Genomic DNA, 19,691 nt, shown 5'->3' with positions numbered 1-19,691 from the left:
GAATTCGTGGGGCTGAGGCCAGCTCGTGGTGCGAAGGGATCAGCTCGTGGGGCAGAAGGACGCGACCAGGTCGGCGGGGGCGCCGGCGGGGCACGGGTCGAACGTGAAGACCACGAGCGTGCCGAGCACGATGAGAACGACGGCCGAGACGAAGATGGCGCCCTTCAAGATCTTGCCGACCGTCTGGTTGCGCGAGTAGTCGTTCACGAGCGTGCGCATGCCGTTGGAGCCGTGGATGAGCGCGAGCCAGAGCATCGCGACATCCCACCACTGCCAGAACGGGCTCGAGAGCTTGCCGCCCACGAACGCGAAGTCGATGGCGCTCACGCCGTCGCCCACCATGAGGTTCACGAAGAGGTGGCCGAAGATGAGCACGACCAGCACCACACCGGAGGCGCGCATGTAGATCCAGCCCCACTTCTCCCAGTTCACGCCTTTTTTGGGCGCCGGGCGGATGGGGGTGCGGGGGGCGTCGATTGTCGTCGTCATGATCTGGCCCCTTCTAGTGCGAGAACACGTTGATCAGGTGCCGGGGCACGAAACCGAGCATGGTGATGACCCAGAGGCCGATGACCACATAGAACATGACCTTCTGGTACTTGGAACCCTTGGACCAGAAGTCGATGAGCACGATGCGCAGGCCGTTGTAGGCGTGATACGCGATCGCACCGACGAGGGCGACCTCACCGAGGCCCATGATGGGCGTCTGGTAGGTGCCGATGACGGCGTTGTAGGCCTCGGGGGAGACCCGGATGAGGGCCGTATCGAGGATGTGGACCAGCAGGAAGAAGAAGATGGCGACACCCGTGATTCGGTGAAGCACCCACGACCACATGCCTTCGCGACCGCGGTACAGAGTACCTGCGGGTCGTTTGGGACCGGACTGAGTTATCGGTGGAGTCCCTGCCGTCTTCAGTGACACGAACGACCCTCCCTGACTTTTGCGGCTGACGGTGGCCGTCATGGCCTCCGTCGCGTCAAATCGGCGCGTAATGGAAGTCTATGTCGTTCACCTGTGTAGCGCCGGTTAGGTGTGCCTAAGAAGGGGGGTCGAATGCGGGGAATCGTCACGCGCCGCCGCTATGGTGAGGGCATGACGACTGCCCTCGAACGCTTCTACAGTGTGATCCCCGCCGGCGGGATCGGTTCCCGCCTCTGGCCCCTGTCTCGCGCCGATGCGCCGAAGTTCCTGCACGACCTCACGGGGTCGGGTCAGTCGTTGCTGCGCGCCACGTGGGATCGCCTCGAGCCGCTCGCCGGCCCCGACCGCATCATGGTCGTCACGGGGCGAGCCCACCGCGCCGCCGTCGAGGGTCAGCTTCCCGACCTCGACGACCACAACATCGTCCTCGAGAGCGAGCCGCGCGACTCCACGGCCGCGATCGCCCTGGCTGCAGCCATCCTCATGAAGCGCGAACCGGATGTCATCATCGGCTCGTTCGCGGCCGACCACGTGATCCGCGGCGATCGCCTCTTCCGCAGCACCGTCACGCAGGCCGTGCAGACCGCCGAGGCGGGCTACATCACGACCATCGGCATCCAGCCCACCGAGCCGGCCATCGGCTTCGGCTACATCAAGACGGGCACGCAGCTCGATGTCCCGGGCGCCGAGCTCGCCACGAAGGTCGATTCGTTCGTCGAGAAGCCCGACCTGAAGACGGCCAAGCGCTACCTGCACTCGGGCGACTACCTCTGGAACGCGGGCATGTACATCTCCCGCGCCGATGTGCTGCTCACCGAACTTGAGCGGCACGAGCCCGAGATGCACGCGCTCGTCATGGAACTCGCCGAGGCCTGGGATGATCCCGCCACACGCGGTCCCGCCGTCGACCACATCTGGCCGCGCCTCAAGAAGATCGCCATCGACTACTCGGTGGCCGAGCCCGCCGCGGCCGCGGGTCGCCTCGCGGTCATCCCCGGTCACTTCGACTGGGACGATGTGGGCGACTTCGCCTCGCTCGCCAAGCTCAACTCGTCGGGCCGCAAGACCGATCTCGCGATCCTGGGCGAGAACGCGCGAGTGCTCTCGGATGCCTCGAGCGGCATCGTCGTCAGCCAGTCGAACCGCGTCATCAGCCTCATCGGCGTGACCGACATCGTCGTGGTCGACACCCCCGACGCGCTCCTCGTCACCACGAGTCAGAACGCGCAGCGCGTGAAGAGCGTTGTCGACGCCCTCAAGCTCTCGGGTCGCGACGACGTCCTCTGATCTAACGTCCTCTCCTCTTCCGCATCGGTTTCGGCCGGGGTCTGGCATCGCGCCGCCCCGGCCGTTATCGTTGGTGCCATGAAGTTGTAACGTCGGCACATCCGGCCCGTTCGCGGTTGCGCTCCCCGTCCTCGTTCCCGAGGGTGTCGGTCGAGCAGAGCACCCGGCGGGCATTCCCCATCCGGATGCCGACGCACGTGCCCTGCCCCGGGCGCCGTGTCCTCCTGCCGCCGCCGTCGCTCGTTCGCGCATCCTCGCGCCTAAAGCGTCGGTCGCGCCCGGCCGAGAACGGTGCCGCCCGGCCTCCGCACGTGACGACCCCTCGGGTTCGTCGGCTCCGCCCACGAAAGGCGGTCCCTATGCGACCACAGCACGACACCCATTCCTCCTCCGCACGAACGAACGAGGTTTACCCGGCCGAAACCGCGACCGTGCCCGGAAGGTCAGCCCTCGTCGACTACCTCAAGGTCAGCCACGTCGACCGGCGTTTCGGCGACCGCCGCGTGCTCACCGACGTCTCCTTCAGCGTGCCGGCCGGCAGCCGCACGGGCCTCGTCGGCGAGAACGGCTCGGGCAAGTCGACCCTGCTCGGCATCGTCGCGGGCGAGGCCGAGGCGGATGCCGGCAACATCCTGCGTCCCGTGCGCACCGGCTATCTGCCGCAAGAGGTGCGATACGACCGCAGCGAGAGCGTCGGGGCGCTACTCGAACGCGCGCTCGCCGAGGCGCGCGGTCTCGAACGCGAGCTCGAAAAGGCGGCGGCGGCGCTGGGAGAAGGCTCCGAGGCATCCGCCCGCCGTTTCGACCGCGCGCTGACGGCGGCCGAGCGCGCGGATGTCTGGTCGGCCGACGCGCGTCTCGCCGAGGCCGTGCAGGCGCTCGGCGTCGACACGATCCCGCGGCAACGCCTGCTCGACGAGGTGTCGGGCGGCCAGCGCTCGCGCCTCGCCCTCGCCGCCGTTCTGACCTCGCGGCCCACGGCCCTGCTGCTCGACGAGCCGACGAACCATCTCGATGACGCGGCTGCGGCGTTCCTCACGCGCGTGCTGCACGGATGGTCGGGGCCCGTGCTCTTCGCGAGCCACGACCGCGCGTTCCTGGACGAGGCCGCGACGACCCTGGTCGATCTGGACCTGCGCGATTCGGCCGACGGGGTGACCCAATTCGGGGGAGGTTTCTCGGAGTATCTCTCGGAGAAGCGGCTGGCGCGGGAACGCTGGGAGCGCCGCTATGCCGAGGAGCAGGACGAGCTCGACCGGCTGCGCGGCGAGGCGCAGGAGACGGCGCGCGCGGTCTCGCACAACGCGCCGATCTCGGACAACAACAAGATGGCGTTCGGGATGCGGGGCGACCGCGTCGTGCAACAGATCAGTCGCCGCATCCGCAACGCCGCCGGCCGGCTCGAACGCCTCGAGGCCGAGCAGGTGCGCAAACCGCCGGCACCGCTCACCTTCCAAGGAATCCCGTCGGGCACGACGGTCTCGGCGGACGAGGGTGCGCTGGTCGACCTCCGCGATGTCGAGGTGGCCGGGCGGCTGTCGCTCGACCGCCTGACCGTCGCGCCGCGCACGCGCCTGCTCATCACGGGCGCGAACGGCTCGGGCAAGTCCACGGCGCTCGCCGTTCTCGCCGGGCGCCTGCCGCTGGCATCCGCCCGGGGCACCCGCCGTCAGCGCCCCGGCCTCCGCATCGGCCTGCTCGAACAAGACGTGCGCTTCGCCGACCCGGATGCCTCACCCCGCCGTCTCTACGAACGCGCCCTGGGCGAGCAACGCGCCGAGCGCACGCCCCTCGTCTCGCTCGGGCTCGTGGCGCCGCGCGACCTCGACCGCCCAGTCGGCGTGCTCTCGGTGGGGCAGCAGCGGCGCCTCGCGCTCGCCCTCATCATCGCGCGGCCGCCGCACCTGTTCCTGCTCGACGAGCCCACCAACCACCTCTCGCTCGCGCTCGCCACGGAACTCGAGGAAGCGCTCGACTCCTACCCGGGCGCCGTGGTGCTGGCGAGCCACGACCGGTGGCTGCGGCGGCGCTGGACGGGGGAGGTGCTGCCGCTCGTCTGAACACCGCAGTGCGCAGGCGCGCGGGCGACTTTTCCCTGCTGCTCATGTGAGCAGACGCGTGCACCACCCAAATGTTTCGGCCTAATATCCGGGGAGGAACTGCTTTGTAACGCTTCTGCGGCAAAGCCCGACCCGGCATCGTGGCCTCCGTAACATTGGGTAACGTATGCCCATATGGCTCCGAGAAATCTTCCGGAGCAGCATTCATGGAGGAAACCTTGACAATCACATTCCGTAAGGCAGCAGCGAGCTCCCTCGCCGGTGTCGGACTCGTGGCACTTCTGGCCGGCTGCGGATCAGCACCGTCGTCGGACAACACCTCCGGTGGTGCCGCCGCTTCCGACTTCCTGCCGTGCATCGTCTCCGACGCCGGTGGCTTCGACGACAAGTCCTTCAACCAGTCCTCGTACGAGGGCCTGGTCGAGGCGGCCGACACCCTGGGCGTCGAGCCCAAGGACGTCCAGTCCGACAAGGAAGACGACTACGCTCCGAACATCACCAACCTCGTCGACCAGGGCTGCGGCCTGATCGTCACGGTCGGATTCGCCCTCGCCGACGCCACCAAGGCCGCCGCCGAAGAGAACACCGACGTCGACTTCGTCATGCTCGACGACAACTCGATCGACCTCGAGAACGTCAAGCCGGTCGTCTACGACACCGCGCAGGCCGCGTTCCTCGCCGGCTACACGGCCGCCGCCTACTCGAAGACCGGCGTCGTCGGCACCTTCGGTGGCAGCCAGTTCCCGACCGTCACCATCTTCATGGACGGCTTCGCCGATGGCGTCGCCTACTTCAACGAGCAGAAGAGCAAGGACGTCAAGGTCGTCGGCTGGGACGTCAAGGGCCAGACCGGTTCCTTCACGGGCGGCTTCGAGGCCAACGACACGGCCAAGCAGCTCGCCAACGCGCTCATCGACCAGAACGCCGACGTGCTGCTGCCCGTCGGTGGCCCGATCTTCCTGTCGGCCATCGAGGCCGTCAAGGACTCGGGCAAGGACATCGCGATGATCGGTGTCGACGCCGACCTCTACGAGACGGCTGCTGCCGACAACGGCCTGTTCCTGACCTCCATCCTGAAGCAGATGAAGTCCGGTGTCACCGACATCGTCGAGGCCGCCGGTAAGGGCGACTTCGACGCCACGCCGTACGTGGGCACGCTCGAGAACGACGGCGTCGGAATCGCCCCGTTCCACGACTACGAGTCCAAGGTCCCCGCCGACCTGCAGGGCGAGCTCGACACCATCAAGGCCGGCATCATCGACGGCTCGATCACGGTCGAGTCGCCGTCGTCGCCGAGCACCAAGTAACACCCGCACACAGCACCAAGGCGAGGGGGGCCCAGCCGCAGGCTGGGCCCCCCGACCCGTTCTCTACGACGTAGGATTCAACAACATGAAGCTCGAACTGCGCGGCATCACGAAGAGGTTCGGATCTCTCGTAGCCAACGACCACATCGACCTGGTGGTCGAACCGGGAGAGATCCACTGCCTGCTCGGCGAGAACGGTGCCGGCAAATCCACCCTGATGAACGTGCTCTACGGTCTCTACCAGGCCGAAGAGGGCGACATCCTGCTCGACGACAGCGTGCAGCACTTCGAGGGCCCCGGCGACGCCATGCGCGCCGGCATCGGCATGGTGCACCAGCACTTCATGCTCATCCCCGTGTTCACGGTCGCCGAGAACGTCATGCTCGGCCACGAAGAGACGAAGGCCGGCGGTCGCCTCAACCTCGACGCCGCCCGCGCCCGTGTGCGCGAGATCTCGGCCCGCTTCGGGTTCGACGTCGACCCGGATGCCCTCGTCGGCGACCTGCCCGTCGGCATCCAGCAGCGCGTCGAGATCATCAAGGCCCTGTCTCGGGATGCCTCGGTCCTCGTGTTCGATGAGCCCACCGCCGTGCTTACGCCGCAGGAGACCGACGAGCTCATGACGATCATGCGCCAGCTGAAGAGCGAGGGCACCTCGATCGTCTTCATCACCCACAAACTCCGCGAGGTGCGCGAGGTCGCCGACCGCATCACGGTCGTGCGTCTCGGCAAGATCGTCGGCGAAGCATCCCCGACCGCCTCCAACTCCGAGCTCGCCGCCCTCATGGTGGGCCGCAACGTCGAGCTCACGGTGCACAAAGAGCCCGCGCGCCCGGGCGCCGCCAGCCTCGTCGTCGAACACCTCGACGTCATCGACGCCAACGGTATCAAGGTCGTCAACGACGTCAGCTTCGAGGTGCATGAGGGCGAGATCCTCGCGATCGCCGGCGTGCAGGGCAACGGCCAGACCGAGCTCACCGAGGCCATCCTCGGCATCCAGCCGCGCACCAACGGCTCGATCAGCCTCAACGGCACGCGCCTCAACGGCCAAAGCGTGAAGAAGGTGCTCAACGCGGGCGTCGGCTTCGTGCCCGAGGACCGCACGCACGACGGCCTCGTGGGCGAGTTCACCATCGCCGAGAACCTCATGCTCGACCGCAGCGACCAGCAGCCCTTCGTCAAGGGTGGCACGCTGCAGCTGAAGGCCCTCAACGACTTCGCCGAGGAGAAGAAGCGCGAGTTCGACATCCGCGCCGAATCGATCACCACGCACGCCGGACGCCTGTCGGGCGGAAACCAGCAGAAGGTCGTGCTGGCACGCGAACTGAGCCGCGAACTGAAACTGTTCGTGGCCTCGCAGCCCACGCGCGGCATCGACGTGGGCTCGATCGAGTTCGTGCACAAACGCATGGTCGAGACGCGCGACGCGGGGGTTCCCGTGATCGTCGTGTCCACCGAACTGGACGAAGTGGTGGCTTTGGCCGACCGCATCGCCGTGATGTACCGCGGGAGCATCGTCGGCATCGTTCCAGGGGATACCCCGCGAGACGTACTGGGCCTCATGATGGCCGGAGAAACGGGAGTAGCCGCGTGAGCGACAACAACCAGCAGAACACCCCGGCGCCGGCCTCCAAGCCCGCGCCGAAGCCCGACACCGAGGCGCCCCGCTCGAACAAGATCCTCAACGAGATCCTCGGCGGCAGCTTCCTCATCTCGATCCTGGCCGTGCTGCTGGCGCTCATCGCCGGCGCCATCCTGATCGCCGCCACCAACGAAGACGTGCAGACGGCATCGGGCTACTTCTTCAGCCGCCCCGGCGACACGCTCGGCGCGATCTGGCAGGCCGTCTCGGGCGCCTACTCGGCGCTCTTCCAGGGCTCGGTCTACAACTTCCGCCGCGACAGCTTCGCCGACGGCATCAAGCCCCTCACCGAGACGCTCACCTTCGCCACGCCGCTCATCGCGGCCGGTCTGGGTGTCGGCCTCGCCTTCCGCGTGGGCCTGTTCAACATCGGTGGCCGCGGCCAGATGCTCATCGCGGCCGCGTGTGCCGGATGGGTGGGCTTCTCGTTCCAGCTGCCCGCACCGTTGCACATCACCCTCGCCGTCCTGGCGGGAATCGCGGGTGGCGCCATCTGGGGCGGTCTCGTCGGCTTCTTGAAGGCACGCACGGGCGCGCACGAGGTCATCCTGACGATCATGCTCAACTACGTGGCGTTCTACCTGATCAGCTACATGCTGCGCACGCCCGGCCTGCTGCAGGCACCCGGCTCGCCCAACCCGAAGTCGCCGCCCATGGCCGAGACGGCCGTGTTCCCCGCGCTCTTCGGTTCGAAATACAACTTGCACCTCGGGTTCATCCTCGTCATCGTCGCCACCGCCCTGGTCTGGTACCTGCTCAACCGCTCGAGCCTCGGCTTCCGGTTCCGCGCCGTGGGTGAGAACCCGAACGCCGCCAAGATCGCGGGCATCGACGTCAAGAACACCTACGTCTACGCCATGCTCTTCTCCGGCGGGCTCGTAGGTCTTGCCGGCGTCTCGCAGGTGCTCGGCACCGTGACGGGCGGTTTCTCGGGTGGCATCGACGCGGGCATCGGCTTCGACGCCATCACCGTGGCGCTGCTCGGACGTTCGAAGCCCATCGGCATCTTCTTCGCCGGCATCCTGTTCGGCGCGTTCAAGGCCGGCGGATTCTCGATGCAGGCCGCCGAAGGTGTCCCCGTTGACATCGTCGTGGTCGTGCAGTCGCTCATCGTGCTGTTCATCGCCGCCCCGCCGCTCGTGCGCGCGATCTTCTTCCTGCCGAAGCCCGGCGGCCGCGCCCGCAGAGTGCTTCCCAACGTTTCGAAGGAGGTGGCCGCGAAATGAGCGTCACCACACCCAACACCCCGCACGAGACGGTCGACCCGGTCGACGACGGACTCGAGAAAGCGGTCGTGAAGAAGTGGAAGGCTCCCATCGCCTTCGCCATCTTCGTCATCATCTCGGCCCTCTTGTTCTTCGTGGCCCGCCGCGACGGCGTCACCGAGCTGCGCTTGTCGGCCGAGAACGACGCCATCAAGCTGCCGTCGATCGAGGCACCCGTCATGGCCACGGGCATCGTGGTCGTCATCCTGCTCGCGCTCATGACCGCCGGCGCGTTCTGGCTCGCGAACCAGGCCAAGCGCATCCCGCTGTGGCTGACCGCGGTCTTCGGAATCGTCTTCATGTACGGCTTCCTCACCTGGGCCGGCGCCGACAAGTCCATCCCGATCACGGGTCTGCTGCTCGGCAGCGTCGCCCTCAGCGCGCCGCTCATCTTCGGTGCCCTCGGCGGCGTCATCTCCGAGCGCGTCGGCGTGGTCAACGTGGCCATCGAGGGCCAGCTGCTCGCGGGCGCGTTCCTGTCGGCGTTCGTGGCCTCGATCACGCGCAACCCCTTCGCGGGTCTGCTCGCGGCCATCGTGGCCGGTGTGCTCGTGAGCTTCGTGCTCGCGGCCTTCGCCATCAAGTATCTGGTCGACCAGGTCATCGTCGGCGTCGTGCTCAACGTGCTGGTGGCGGGTCTCACGAGCTTCCTCTACTCGACCGTGCTGTCATCGAACACCGAGGCTTTCAACACGCCGCCGCGTCTGCCGCGCATCCCCATCCCGCTGCTGAGCGACATCCCCATCCTGGGCCGCGTGCTGTTCGACCAGACGATCATCATCTACCTGATGTACATCGCCATCGCGCTCGTCTTCTACGGCCTGTTCTTCACCAAATGGGGCTTGCGCCTGCGCGCCGTCGGTGAGCACCCGCAGGCCGCCGACACGGTCGGCATCCGCGTGAACTCGACGCGCTTCTGGAACGTCTCGATCGCGGGCGCCATCGCGGGCCTCGGCGGCGCGTACTTCACGCTCGGCTCGGTCGGCGGATTCACGAAAGAAATGACGGCGGGTGCGGGCTTCATCGCCCTGGCCGCCGTGATCTTCGGCCGCTGGGACCCCATCCGCGCCACGCTCGCGGCCCTGCTCTTCGGTTTCGCGACCAACTTGCAGAACACGCTCGGCGCCATCGGCTCGGGCGTGCCGAGCGAGTTCCTGCTCATGCTGCCCTACCTCGTGACGATCTTCGCGGTCGCCGGCCTCGTCGGCCAAGTGCGAGGGCCCGCGGCATCCGGTAAACCGTATATCAAGTCTTAGCAAGCGACAGGTCGGAGAACCACACGATGAGTCAATCAACCATGCATTCGAGCGACGAGGTGCACTCGGGCGATATCGACTGGGGCCAGCTGCGGGATGCCGCCATGGAGGCCATGCAGAAGGCCTACGTGCCCTACTCGAAGTTCCCCGTCGGCGTGGCCGCCATCGCCACCGACGGACGCATCATCGCGGGCTGCAATGTGGAGAACGCCAGCTACGGCCTGACGCTCTGCGCCGAATGCGCGCTCGTCTCCACGCTGCACCTCACGGGCGGCGGCCAGCTCGTGGCCTTCACGTGCGTCGACGGCCAGGGCAACACGCTCATGCCGTGCGGCCGCTGCCGCCAGTTGCTGTACGAACACGCCGTTCCGGGCATGCTGCTCGAAACCCTCAGCGGAATCCGAACCATCGACGAGGTGCTGCCGGATGCGTTCGGCCCCCGCACCCTCAACGCCTACACAGAAGAGAACCATGAGTAACACGACCCCCGCCGCATCCGCTTCGTCCGCCGTCGAGTCCTTCGACGCCGTCGACCTCATCCGCACCAAGCGCGACAAGGGCGAGCTGTCGACGGCCGAGATCGACTGGCTCATCGACGCCTTCACGCGACGCTATGTGGCCGACGAGCAGATGTCGGCCCTCGCCATGGCGATCCTCCTGAACGGCATGACGCGCCGCGAGATCCGCGACATGACGCTCGCGATGATCCGCTCGGGCGAGACCATGGACTTCTCGAACCTCGGCAAGGTCACGGTCGACAAGCACTCCACGGGCGGCGTCGGCGACAAGATCACGCTTCCCCTCATGCCCCTCGTCGCGTCGTTCGGCGTCGCCGTGCCGCAGCTCTCGGGCCGCGGCCTCGGCCACACGGGCGGAACGCTCGACAAGCTCGAGTCGATCCCCGGCTGGCGCGCCGAGATCTCGAACGAGGAGATGTTCGCCCAGCTGCGCGACGTGGGCGGCGTCATCTGCGCCGCGGGCAAGGGACTCGCCCCGGCGGACAAGCGCCTCTACGCGTTGCGCGACACGACGGGAACGGTCGAGGCCATCCCGCTCATCGCCTCCTCGATCATGTCGAAGAAGATCGCCGAGGGCACCAGCGCGCTCGTGCTCGACGTGAAGTTCGGCTCCGGCGCCTTCATGACCGACTACGACAAGGCGCTCGAGTTGGCGCAGACCATGGTCGACCTCGGCAAGGATGCGGGCGTCAACACCTCCGCGCTGCTCACCGACATGAGCGTTCCCCTGGGGCTCGCCATCGGCAACGCCAACGAGGTGCGCGAATCGGTCGAGGTGCTCGAGGGTGGGGGACCGGCCGACATCGTCGAACTCACGGTCGCCCTGGCCCGAGAGATGCTCACGCTCGCGGGTCAGCCCGATGCCGACGTCGAGGCCGCACTGGCCGACGGTCGTGCCATGGACACGTGGCGTCGAGCCATCCGTGCCCAGGGCGGCGATCCGGATGCCGCGCTGCCCGTCGCGCGCAACACCCACACGGTCACGGCCGACGCCGACGGTGTGCTCGGCAAGCAGGAGGCGCTGCCCTTCGGCATTGCCGCCTGGCGCCTGGGTGCCGGGCGTGCGCGTCAGCAGGACCCGGTGCTGCACGCATCCGGTATCGACCTGCACGCCAAGCTCGGCGACACCGTCACGAAGGGTCAGCCGCTGTTCACGCTGTCGGCCGACGACGAGGCCCGTTTCCCGCGCGCACTCGAGGCGCTCGAGGGTGCCTACGAGATCCACGCGCCCGGAACAGTGGTGCACCGCTCGCCCCTCGTCGCTTCCCGCGTGTCCTAGTCCACGAGTACGCTGAGACCGTGACTACGACCGAAGAATTCCTGCTCCCCGGCGGCATCGACCTGCGCCAGCTGCCCAAGATCTCGCTGCACGACCACCTCGACGGTGGCCTGCGACCCCAGACCATCCTCGAGCTCGCCGACGCCCACGGCGTCGACGTTCCGGCCGGCACCTCGTCCGAGCTCGCGCAGTGGTTCCTCGACCAGTGCAACGCCGGCAACCTGCCCGACTATCTCAAGACGTTCGACCTGACCATCGCGGTCATGCAGACGCGCGAGGGGCTGGCCCGCGTGGCCCGCGAGTTCGTGCAAGACCTGGCCGAAGACGGCGTCATCTACGGCGAGATCCGGTGGGCGCCCGAGCAGCACCTGCAGCAGGGCCTGTCGCTCGACGAGACCGTCGAGGCCGTGCAAGAAGGCATCGAGCAGGGCATTGACGATGTCTCGCGCGAGGGCTTCGACATCCAGATCGGTCAGCTCATCACGGCCATGCGTCACGCCGACCGCGGCCTCGAGATCGCCGAGCTGGCCGTGCGCCACCGCGAGAACGGCGTCGTCGGCTTCGACATCGCGGGGGCCGAGAAGGGCTTCCCGGCGTCGAAGCACCGCGCGGCATTCGACTACCTGCAGTCCGAGTTCTTCCCCGTCACGGTGCACGCGGGCGAGGCCGACGGCCTCGACTCGATCAAGAGCGCCCTGATCGACGGCCGCGCGCTGCGCCTCGGCCACGGTGTGCGCATCGCCGAGGACATCCACACGGTGCGCTCCGACGACGAGAACCAGTACGTCTCGCTCGGCCCGATCGCCCAGTGGGTGCGCGACCGCGAGATCCCGCTCGAGACGAGCCCGTCGTCCAACCTGCAGACGGGCGCCGTCGAGGCGTGGGGTGAAGACCTGATCGACCACCCGATAGACCTGCTCTACCAGCTGGGCTTCCGGGTCACGGTCAACGTCGACAACCGCACCATGTCGGGCACCACGCTCACGCGCGAGCTCGGCCTGCTGTCCGACGCCTTCGGCTACGACCTCGACGACCTCGAGACGTTCCAGCTCAACGCGGCCGCCGCGGCCTTCCTGCCGATCGAAGATCGCGAAGAGCTGTCCGAGGCGATCGAAGAGGGCTTCGAGGACGCCCAGAACTCACTCTCCTAACAGCCGCGCCGACCCCGGACGGGCTACTCTGACAGGGTGGCCCGCCCCGGGCCGAGCGCGACAGGATGTGTGATGTCATGACCCTTCCCCCTCTTCCGGACAACGCGGTGCGGTTGGGTGTCGCGGTCGACGACTGGCGAGCGGCCATCCGCGCATCGGGTGACGCCCTCGTGGCGGCCGGTGCGACGCTCGACGCCTACACCGACCGCATGATCCAGGTGATCGACGAATTCGGCAGCTACATCGTCATCGCTCCCGGCCTCGCCCTCGCGCATGCCCGGCCCGGCGCCGACATCCTGAGCGACGCGCTCTCGGTGGTCACGCTCGCCGAGCCCGTGTCGTTCGGGCACCCGCACAACGACCCCGTGCGCGTCATCCTCGGCCTCGCCGTGACGACGCCCGACAGCCACGTGACGAGCGTTGCGAGCCTCGCCAATGTGTTCAACGACAGCGCGGCCATCCCCGCCTTAGCCGACGCGCAGAGCATCGACGAGGTGCGCTCGGTGCTCGGCATCGCCGTCGATCCCGCAGCCTGACCGTCCATTTTGTAGGAAGAGAGTCCACGATGAAGATCGTCGCCATCTGCGGTGCTGGGGTCGGCACCTCCGCCATCCTCAAACTCAACGCCGAGCGCGCGCTCGAGCGTCTCGACCTCGAGGCGGATGTCTCGGCCACCGATGTCGCGAGCGTGCAGACGGTCGGCGCCGACGCCCAGATCATCCTCACCTCGCCCGAGCTGGTCGACCGCATCGGCAAGACCTACGCCGACGTCATCGTGATCGAGAACTACTTCGACCTCGACGAGCTCACGCGCAAGCTCGAGATCGCCCTGGGCTGAGGCGACCTCGCGCCGTGTGCATGAACGGCGAGAAACAGTGACGGCGCCACGATCGGCGGTGCCCCGCCATGCGGTGCCGCGGCCATGCGGAGCCCCCCAAGACAAGGCGGTGAGCCAGGTGGGCCGACCGGCCGACACGCCGACCGGCCGACACGCCGACCGGCCGACACGCCGACACGCGAAAGGCCGCCCGACGTTTATCGGGCGGCCTTTCCTTGTGCGCGGAGCGACTTTGACGCTCACGCTCCAGCGTTTAGCGCGCGATGACCTCGTCGGCGATGCGCTGCAGATCGGCGCGCAAGGCCTCGATGCGGTGCGCCGCGGCCTCCGGCTCGCTCTGCTCGCTGCGCGCGTCGAGATAGAACTTCAGCTTCGGCTCGGTTCCGGAGGGGCGTGCCATGACGCGCGACCCGTCGGCCAGGTGGAAGCGTAGCGCGTCGGTGGGAGGCAGCTGCTCGAAACCGTCGCTCAGGTCGTCGATCTGCTCGACCTTCACCCCGCCGAGCTCGGCGGGCGGCTGGTCGCGCAGCGCCGCCATGATGCGGCCGATGATCGACAGGTCCGTGACACGGATGGACAGCTGGCCGCTGGCGTAGACGCCGAACGTCGACGCGAACTGCTCGAGCAGCCCCGCCACGTCGGTGCCGGCCGTGTGCGCCTCGGACGCCAGGTCGAGGAACGCGAGCGCGGCCGAGATGCCGTCCTTGTCGCGCACCACACCCGGGTTCACGAGATAGCCGAGGGCTTCTTCATAGCCGAAGATGAGCCCGGGCACGCGTGACACCCATTTGAAACCGGTGAGCGTCTCGGCGAAGCGCAGCCCGTGCGCCTTCGCCACCTCGCCGAGGGCGGGGGAGGAGACGATCGAGCAGGCGAGGACGCCGTCCACGCCGTCGCGTTCGGCCTGCTGGGCGGCGTGCCAGCCGAGCAACCAGCCGACCTCGTTGCCGGTCAGCTGGCGGAACCCGGCGGGTGCCGAGGTGTCGGGGATGGCGACGGAGAAACGGTCGGCGTCGGGGTCGTTCGCGATCACGAGGTCGGCATGCGCGTCGCGGGCCGCCTGGAACGCCAGGTCGAGCGCGCCGGGCTCCTCGGGGTTGGGGAACGACACGGTCGGGAACGCGGCATCCGGGTCGCGCTGTTCGACGACGGGTTCGACGGGCGGGTAACCGGCGGCGTCGATCACGCGCGAGAAGGTCTCCCATCCGACGCCGTGCATGGCCGTGTAGACGACCCGCAGCGGCGAGTCGAAGGAGCGCACGGGCCCGGCGGTGGCGGCGACATAGGCATCGACGACCTCTTCGGGGGCTGTGTCATAAGAGGTCGAGCGCGGCAGCTCGAGCACGTTGCCCGTCTCGGCGACGCGCAGGATGTGGGCGGCGATATCGGCGTCGGCGGGCGACACGATCTGCGAGCCGCGGTCTTCGTCGCCGAGGTAGACCTTGTAGCCGTTGTCGGCGGGCGGGTTATGGCTTGCCGTGACCATGACGCCGGCCGAGGCGTCGAGGTGCCGCACGGCGAACGCCAGCACGGGGGTGGGAAGCAAACGGGGCAGCAGGATGGCGCGCACCCCGGCACCGGCCATGATCTCGGCCGTGTCGGTCGCGAAGACGCGCGAATTCTTGCGGCCGTCATAGCCGATGACGACGCTCGCGGTCTGGCCGGGCGCCGCGCGCTCGATCAGGTAGGCGGCGAGACCCGCTGCGGCCTGCGACACGAGCACGCGGTTCATGCGCGCCGAACCGGCTTCGATGCGGCCGCGCAACCCGGCGGTGCCGAACTCGAGGCGCGTGTCGAACCGCTCGTGCAACTCGTCGAGCGCGATCTCGTTGCCGGCCTCGGCATCTTTCAGCAGCAGCTCGATCTCGGTGCGCGTCTCGTCGTCGGGGTCTTGCCCCGCCCAGGCGCGCGCGGCCTGCAACACCTGGTCGCGGTCGAGCGTCATTACAGCGCCCCCACGATGCGGGCGAGCAGGGCGCTGATGACGGGCTCGGCTTCGCGGCCGGCCTCGATGACCTCTTCGTGCGACAGCGGCGTCTTCTGGATGCCGGCGGCCAGGTTGGTGATGAGCGACATGCCCAGGATTTCCATGCCGGCCTGGCGGGCGGCGATGGCCTCGAGCGCCGTCGACATGCCGACGATGTGCCCGCCGATGGCCTTGGCCATCTGCACCTCGGCGGGGGTCTCGTAGTGCGGCCCGCGGAACTGCGTGTAGACGCCCTCGTCGAGGGACGGCTCGATCTCGTGCGCCAGCTGGCGCAGGCGGCTGGAGTAGAGGTCGGTCAGGTCGATGAAGGTCGCGCCCTCGAGCGGAGAGTCGGCCGTGAGGTTGATGTGGTCGCTGATGAGCACGGGCGTGCCGGGCTTCCAGTGCTCCTTGATGCCACCGGCACCGTTGGTGAGGATCATGGTGGTCGCGCCCGTGGCGGCGGCCGTGCGCACCGAGTGCACGACGCGGCGCACGCCGTGGTTCTCGTAGTAGTGGGTGCGGGCGCCGATGACGAGCGCGCGCTTGCCGCTCGGCAGCAGGATGCTGCGCAGGGTGCCGGGGTGGCCGGCCAGGGCGGGCTTCGAGAATCCGACGATCTCGTCGGCCGGGATGGTGGCCGTGGTCTCGCCGAGCAGTTCGGCGGCCTTGCCCCAGCCGCTGCCGAGCGTCAGGGCGATGTCGTGGCGGTCGACGCCGGTCTTCTCGGCGATCTGGGCCGCAGCGTTGCGGGCGATCTCGAAGGGATCGGTGGCCGGATCGTCGAGGGGGTGAGAGAAGTGTTCAGACATGAATCCACTCTATTGGCTGGCGCGGGCGCGGCCAGGGCTTGACGCTCGCCTGAGCCGGTGTGGCGACATCCGTGCGCGCGTGAGCGGATCCGTTTTGGTGCGCATCGTCGTGACCCGCGAGAATGGAGCAATGGCTTATGAGTTCGAGCGCAAACAGCGAATCGCCGTCCTGGGTGGCGGCCCGGGCGGTTACGAGGCGGCCCTCGCGGGCGCTCAGCTCGGGGCGGATGTCACGCTCATCGAGCGCACGGGAGTGGGCGGTTCGGCCGTCATCACCGATGTCGTGCCCTCGAAGTCGCTCATCGCCACGGCCGAGGCCGCCATCAGCATCTCCGAGGCCGAAGACCTGGGTGTGCAGTTCTTCAGCCGCAGCGCCGAGGGGCGCCCCGTGCGGCCCGAGGTGGCCGTCAACCTCGCGGCCGTGAACAAGCGTCTGCTGGGTCTCGCGCGCCAGCAGTCCGAAGACATGCGCACCAACCTCGTGCGCGAGGGCGTGCGCATCATCCAGGGCGAGGGCCGGCTCGACGGGCGCAACAACGTGGTCGTCTCGACGGGTGGCGATGCGCCGACCGACTTCGACGGCGTCGAGGCCGACACGATCGTCATCTCGGTGGGTGCGAGCCCGCGTCAGCTTCCGTCGGCCAAACCCGATGGCGAACGCATCCTCACGTGGACGCAGCTCTACAACCTGAAGAGCGTGCCCGAGCACCTCATCGTCGTGGGGTCGGGTGTCACGGGCGCCGAGTTCGCCAGCGCCTACACGGCCCTCGGCTCGAAGGTCACGCTCATCTCCAGCCGCGACCAGGTGCTGCCGGGCGAAGACGCCGACGCGGCAGCCGTCATCGAGAAGGTCTTCAAGCGCAACGGCATGACGGTGCTGTCGAAGTCGCGCGCCGACAGCGTGGCGCGCACCGAGAACGGCGTCGTCGCCACGCTCTCCGACGGGCGCACGGTCGAGGGCAGCCACTGCCTCGTGGCCGTGGGGTCCGTGCCCAACACCTCGGGCATCGGGCTCGAAGAGGCGGGCGTGCAGCTCACCGAATCGGGCCACATCCGCGTGAACCGCGTGGCGCGGACATCCATGCCCAACATCTATGCGGCCGGCGATTGCACCACGCTGCTGCCGCTCGCCTCGGTGGCCTCGATGCAGGGCCGCACGGCCATGTTCCACGCCATGGGCGACGCCGTGAGTCCCATCGAGGTGCGCAACGTGGCCGCCAACATCTTCACGCAGCCCGAGATCGCCACCGTCGGCTGGACGCAGAAGCAGATCGAAGAGGGCATCGCGCAGGGCGACATCTACAAGCTGCCCCTGGCGTCCAACCCGCGCGCCAAGATGATGGGCATCAAGGATGGCTTCGTCAAATTGTTCGCGCGCACGGGGTCGGGCACCGTCATCGGCGGCGTGATCGTGGCGCCTAAGGCATCCGAACTCGTCTTCCCCCTGGCGCTCGCCGTCGAGCACCGGCTCACGGTCGATCAGGTGGCGCGCGCCTTCGCGGTCTACCCGTCACTTACGGGCTCGATCGCCGACGCGGCCCGCGCCATGCACATCGTTCTCTAACGCATGGGCGGTGTGCTGGTCGGTTTCGGCATCATCGGCTTCGTCATCCTGGTGGGGTATATCGCCGGGCGGCTGAAGATCGGTGGGCCCGACGCCGGCTACACGCTCAACCGCATCGCGTTCTTCGTCACCAATCCGGCGCTGCTCTTCACGGTTCTGGCGCACGCCGACCTGCACGTGGTGTTCTCGTCGTTCATCCTCGTGGCCGGCATCGCGGCCGTGGCGGTGGCGCTGGTCTACGTGCTCGTGGCGCGGCTGTGGTTCAAGTCCAGTGCCTCCGAAACCACAATCGGCGCCATGGCCTCGGGCTACGTCAACGCCAACAACATCGGCATCCCGGTGGCCGTCTACGTGCTGGGTGACGCACAATACGTGGCACCCATCCTGCTGCTGCAGCTCATCGTCTTCGCGCCCATCGCGCTGGGCGTGCTCGATGTGGCGGACCGCGGTTCGGCGTCGTTCCGCACCATCGCCACGCAGCCGTTCCGCAACCCCATGATCATCGCGTCGGTCATCGGCGTCATCGTGGCGGCGACCGGGCTGCCCGTGCCCGACGAGGTCTACGCGCCCTTCGAGCTGCTGGGCGGCGCGGCCGTGCCCCTCATCCTGCTGGCGTTCGGCATGTCGCTCAACGGCCAGCGCCCGTTCCAGGCGGGCACGGGCCGCAAGGCCGTCCTCGTATCCTCGTTGCTCAAGTCGGTGGGCATGCCCGTCGTCGCCTACCTCCTCGCCCATTTCGCTTTCGGGATGTCCGGGGCGCCGCTTTTCGCGGCCGTCGTGCTCGCGGCCCTGCCCAGCGCGCAGAACGTCTTCAACTTCGCGAGCCGTTACGGTCGCGGAGTCGTCCTCGCCCGCGACACGGTCCTGCTGACCACGATCGCCTCGGTCCCGGTCCTCCTCGTCATCGCGGCGCTCCTCGCCCCGCTCTAGAACGACCTTGTCGCGGTAAGTGCGCCTGTGCTGTCACCTCAGAAACGCCGCACCGCGTCGTCGGAATCGGGGGAGCGAGCGACGACGTCACCAACGGTCGTTCGTTCAGCGCACCACGCGGCGACGTCAACGCTCGCGTAGCCCAGGATCGTGAGCAACCGCTCGAGAACTCGACGGTGTTCGGCGTTATGGATCGGTTCATGGTGACTCACTCGGTTGCGAAAATTGCGGGCCTGATTGAGCAGCACGTAGAGGTCCGAACGGCGTCCCCGGAAGAGTGGGAACGCGTGTCGGAGAGCCTTCTGCCAGAGCGAGCGTTCATAGTCGACTCCTGCTGCCTTGTCGCCACTCTTCAGCAGACCGGTCCAGAATCCGAAGTCGAGCGCTGCGACGATGTCGTCGGGAGTCGGCGGAGGGAGGCGGCGACGATTGCGTTCCGTCTCCAGTCGTCGAATCTTCTGCCGGAGATCGGCTTCCTGCCGATCGACCAACCGAAGCTCCTGGCTGTTCCACCAGTCCGCGCGTCCAAACCGCTGCGCCAATTGGTCGTTCATGGCGTTCCTGGCCGTGATCTCGACGATATGAAGGGGCCCGAGATAGGCGGCCGCGAGGGCCATGTTGTACACGTATGTGTCGAGGGGGTCGGCGCGAATGCCGCCGCATGTTCGTCGTGGGGCCAGCACATACCCTGTCAAGCGTGGCCGAGAGAGCAGGCGCGTGAGCTCCGAGCGCTGTCGCGCCGTCACGGTGTTTTGATCGGGGATGGCCACGGGATCACCATAGACAACTCGCCCGCGCCTAGTTAGGCTCGTCCTGTACGTGCACGAGACACACCCGGCCATTCGGGTCCCTCGTGCCTAAACTGAATGGCCTCGATGGGAGCCCGACTTGTCG

General features: G+C 67.9%; 18 protein-coding genes. 13 read left to right on the top strand and 5 right to left on the bottom strand.

Annotated elements, in window-relative coordinates:
* Positions 1 to 39: 39 nt before the first annotated feature.
* Together ACUWEX_RS10825 and sdhC are read right to left on the bottom strand one after the other, a co-directional pair.
* On the bottom strand, positions 40 to 489 hold the full coding sequence (locus ACUWEX_RS10825; protein ID WP_077055260.1) for a succinate dehydrogenase hydrophobic membrane anchor subunit: 450 nt from the start codon (positions 487 to 489) through the stop codon (positions 40 to 42).
* A 13-nt stretch (positions 490 to 502) separates the two neighbouring features.
* Positions 503 to 835, bottom strand: a complete 333-nt coding sequence (gene sdhC / locus ACUWEX_RS10820; RefSeq protein WP_234991163.1) for a succinate dehydrogenase, cytochrome b556 subunit — start codon at positions 833 to 835, stop codon at positions 503 to 505.
* A gap of 258 nt (positions 836 to 1,093) precedes the next feature.
* Between sdhC and ACUWEX_RS10815 the strand changes: the two genes are divergently transcribed.
* The 11 genes from ACUWEX_RS10815 to ACUWEX_RS10765 all read left to right on the top strand — a co-directional run bounded on the left by ACUWEX_RS10815 (position 1,094) and on the right by ACUWEX_RS10765 (position 13,525).
* Complete coding sequence (locus tag ACUWEX_RS10815; RefSeq protein ID WP_079728474.1) at positions 1,094 to 2,209, top strand: mannose-1-phosphate guanylyltransferase; 1,116 nt, start codon at positions 1,094 to 1,096, stop codon at positions 2,207 to 2,209.
* Between the two features lie 431 nt (positions 2,210 to 2,640).
* Complete coding sequence (locus ACUWEX_RS10810) at positions 2,641 to 4,269, top strand: ABC-F family ATP-binding cassette domain-containing protein (RefSeq protein WP_445996231.1); 1,629 nt, start codon at positions 2,641 to 2,643, stop codon at positions 4,267 to 4,269.
* 218 nt (positions 4,270 to 4,487) lie between these two features.
* The gene (locus ACUWEX_RS10805; RefSeq protein WP_079728475.1) at positions 4,488 to 5,576 is read left to right on the top strand and encodes a BMP family lipoprotein; all 1,089 of its coding nucleotides are present in this window, start codon (positions 4,488 to 4,490) and stop codon (positions 5,574 to 5,576) included.
* Positions 5,577 to 5,661: 85 nt separating this feature from the next.
* Complete coding sequence (locus ACUWEX_RS10800; protein WP_079728236.1) at positions 5,662 to 7,170, top strand: ABC transporter ATP-binding protein; 1,509 nt, start codon at positions 5,662 to 5,664, stop codon at positions 7,168 to 7,170.
* Positions 7,167 to 8,444 carry an ABC transporter permease gene (locus ACUWEX_RS10795; protein ID WP_445996230.1) on the top strand — a complete coding sequence of 426 codons (1,278 nt, stop codon included), beginning with the start codon at positions 7,167 to 7,169 and terminating at the stop codon, positions 8,442 to 8,444. Before ACUWEX_RS10800 ends, ACUWEX_RS10795 begins: the two co-directional genes overlap by 4 nt.
* The gene (locus ACUWEX_RS10790; protein WP_079728238.1) at positions 8,441 to 9,739 is read left to right on the top strand and encodes an ABC transporter permease; all 1,299 of its coding nucleotides are present in this window, start codon (positions 8,441 to 8,443) and stop codon (positions 9,737 to 9,739) included. The genes ACUWEX_RS10795 and ACUWEX_RS10790 overlap by 4 nt, the downstream gene beginning before the upstream one ends.
* A gap of 26 nt (positions 9,740 to 9,765) precedes the next feature.
* Positions 9,766 to 10,218 carry a cytidine deaminase gene (locus ACUWEX_RS10785; RefSeq protein ID WP_077055263.1) on the top strand — a complete coding sequence of 151 codons (453 nt, stop codon included), beginning with the start codon at positions 9,766 to 9,768 and terminating at the stop codon, positions 10,216 to 10,218.
* On the top strand, positions 10,211 to 11,536 hold the full coding sequence (locus ACUWEX_RS10780; RefSeq protein ID WP_077055264.1) for a thymidine phosphorylase: 1,326 nt from the start codon (positions 10,211 to 10,213) through the stop codon (positions 11,534 to 11,536). The genes ACUWEX_RS10785 and ACUWEX_RS10780 overlap by 8 nt, the downstream gene beginning before the upstream one ends.
* A 20-nt stretch (positions 11,537 to 11,556) precedes the next feature.
* Complete coding sequence (locus ACUWEX_RS10775; protein WP_079728241.1) at positions 11,557 to 12,687, top strand: adenosine deaminase; 1,131 nt, start codon at positions 11,557 to 11,559, stop codon at positions 12,685 to 12,687.
* Positions 12,688 to 12,764: 77 nt separating this feature from the next.
* Positions 12,765 to 13,223 (top strand): PTS sugar transporter subunit IIA, encoded by a 459-nt coding sequence (locus ACUWEX_RS10770; RefSeq protein ID WP_445996229.1) that lies wholly within the window; start codon positions 12,765 to 12,767, stop codon positions 13,221 to 13,223.
* Positions 13,224 to 13,252: 29 nt separating this feature from the next.
* Positions 13,253 to 13,525, top strand: coding sequence for a PTS sugar transporter subunit IIB (locus tag ACUWEX_RS10765; RefSeq protein WP_079728243.1), 273 nt, complete (start codon positions 13,253 to 13,255; stop codon positions 13,523 to 13,525).
* A 253-nt stretch (positions 13,526 to 13,778) separates the two neighbouring features.
* On the opposite strand, the gene ACUWEX_RS10760 is transcribed toward ACUWEX_RS10765, so the two are convergent.
* On the bottom strand, positions 13,779 to 15,470 hold the full coding sequence (locus ACUWEX_RS10760) for a phospho-sugar mutase (protein WP_445996228.1): 1,692 nt from the start codon (positions 15,468 to 15,470) through the stop codon (positions 13,779 to 13,781).
* Positions 15,470 to 16,303 (bottom strand): purine-nucleoside phosphorylase, encoded by an 834-nt coding sequence (locus ACUWEX_RS10755; protein WP_079728245.1) that lies wholly within the window; start codon positions 16,301 to 16,303, stop codon positions 15,470 to 15,472. Before ACUWEX_RS10755 ends, ACUWEX_RS10760 begins: the two co-directional genes overlap by 1 nt.
* A 130-nt stretch (positions 16,304 to 16,433) precedes the next feature.
* Here ACUWEX_RS10755 and ACUWEX_RS10750 point away from each other — a divergent pair, with 130 nt between their 5' ends.
* Entirely contained in the window at positions 16,434 to 17,867 is a 1,434-nt protein-coding gene (locus ACUWEX_RS10750; RefSeq protein ID WP_079728246.1) for an NAD(P)H-quinone dehydrogenase, read from the top strand.
* A 3-nt stretch (positions 17,868 to 17,870) separates the two neighbouring features.
* Entirely contained in the window at positions 17,871 to 18,797 is a 927-nt protein-coding gene (locus ACUWEX_RS10745) for an AEC family transporter (RefSeq protein ID WP_445996227.1), read from the top strand.
* 38 nt (positions 18,798 to 18,835) lie between these two features.
* On the opposite strand, the gene ACUWEX_RS10740 is transcribed toward ACUWEX_RS10745, so the two are convergent.
* Positions 18,836 to 19,567 (bottom strand): hypothetical protein, encoded by a 732-nt coding sequence (locus ACUWEX_RS10740; RefSeq protein ID WP_445996226.1) that lies wholly within the window; start codon positions 19,565 to 19,567, stop codon positions 18,836 to 18,838.
* Between the last annotated feature and the right edge of the window lie 124 nt (positions 19,568 to 19,691).

The sequence above is a fragment of the Okibacterium fritillariae genome (assembly GCF_052783725.1).
The sequence above is the reverse complement of the archived record's forward strand: the minus strand, read 5'-3'. Positions and strand labels throughout refer to the sequence as shown.

Bases quoted from the DNA above. Each gene is read 5' to 3' on its own strand.
- sdhC (WP_234991163.1), bottom strand. From the start codon at position 835: ATGTGGTCGTGGGTGCTTCACCGAATCACGGGTGTCGCCATCTTCTTC.
- ACUWEX_RS10785 (WP_077055263.1), top strand. From the start codon at position 9,766: ATGAGTCAATCAACCATGCATTCGAGCGACGAGGTGCACTCGGGCGAT.
- ACUWEX_RS10780 (WP_077055264.1), top strand. From the start codon at position 10,211: ATGAGTAACACGACCCCCGCCGCATCCGCTTCGTCCGCCGTCGAGTCC.
- ACUWEX_RS10825 (WP_077055260.1), bottom strand. From the start codon at position 489: ATGACGACGACAATCGACGCCCCCCGCACCCCCATCCGCCCGGCGCCC.
- ACUWEX_RS10760 (WP_445996228.1), bottom strand. From the start codon at position 15,470: ATGACGCTCGACCGCGACCAGGTGTTGCAGGCCGCGCGCGCCTGGGCG.
- ACUWEX_RS10815 (WP_079728474.1), top strand. From the start codon at position 1,094: ATGACGACTGCCCTCGAACGCTTCTACAGTGTGATCCCCGCCGGCGGG.
- ACUWEX_RS10755 (WP_079728245.1), bottom strand. From the start codon at position 16,303: ATGTCTGAACACTTCTCTCACCCCCTCGACGATCCGGCCACCGATCCC.
- ACUWEX_RS10745 (WP_445996227.1), top strand. From the start codon at position 17,871: ATGGGCGGTGTGCTGGTCGGTTTCGGCATCATCGGCTTCGTCATCCTG.
- ACUWEX_RS10750 (WP_079728246.1), top strand. From the start codon at position 16,434: ATGGCTTATGAGTTCGAGCGCAAACAGCGAATCGCCGTCCTGGGTGGC.
- ACUWEX_RS10765 (WP_079728243.1), top strand. From the start codon at position 13,253: ATGAAGATCGTCGCCATCTGCGGTGCTGGGGTCGGCACCTCCGCCATC.
- ACUWEX_RS10800 (WP_079728236.1), top strand. From the start codon at position 5,662: ATGAAGCTCGAACTGCGCGGCATCACGAAGAGGTTCGGATCTCTCGTA.
- ACUWEX_RS10770 (WP_445996229.1), top strand. From the start codon at position 12,765: ATGACCCTTCCCCCTCTTCCGGACAACGCGGTGCGGTTGGGTGTCGCG.
- ACUWEX_RS10790 (WP_079728238.1), top strand. From the start codon at position 8,441: ATGAGCGTCACCACACCCAACACCCCGCACGAGACGGTCGACCCGGTC.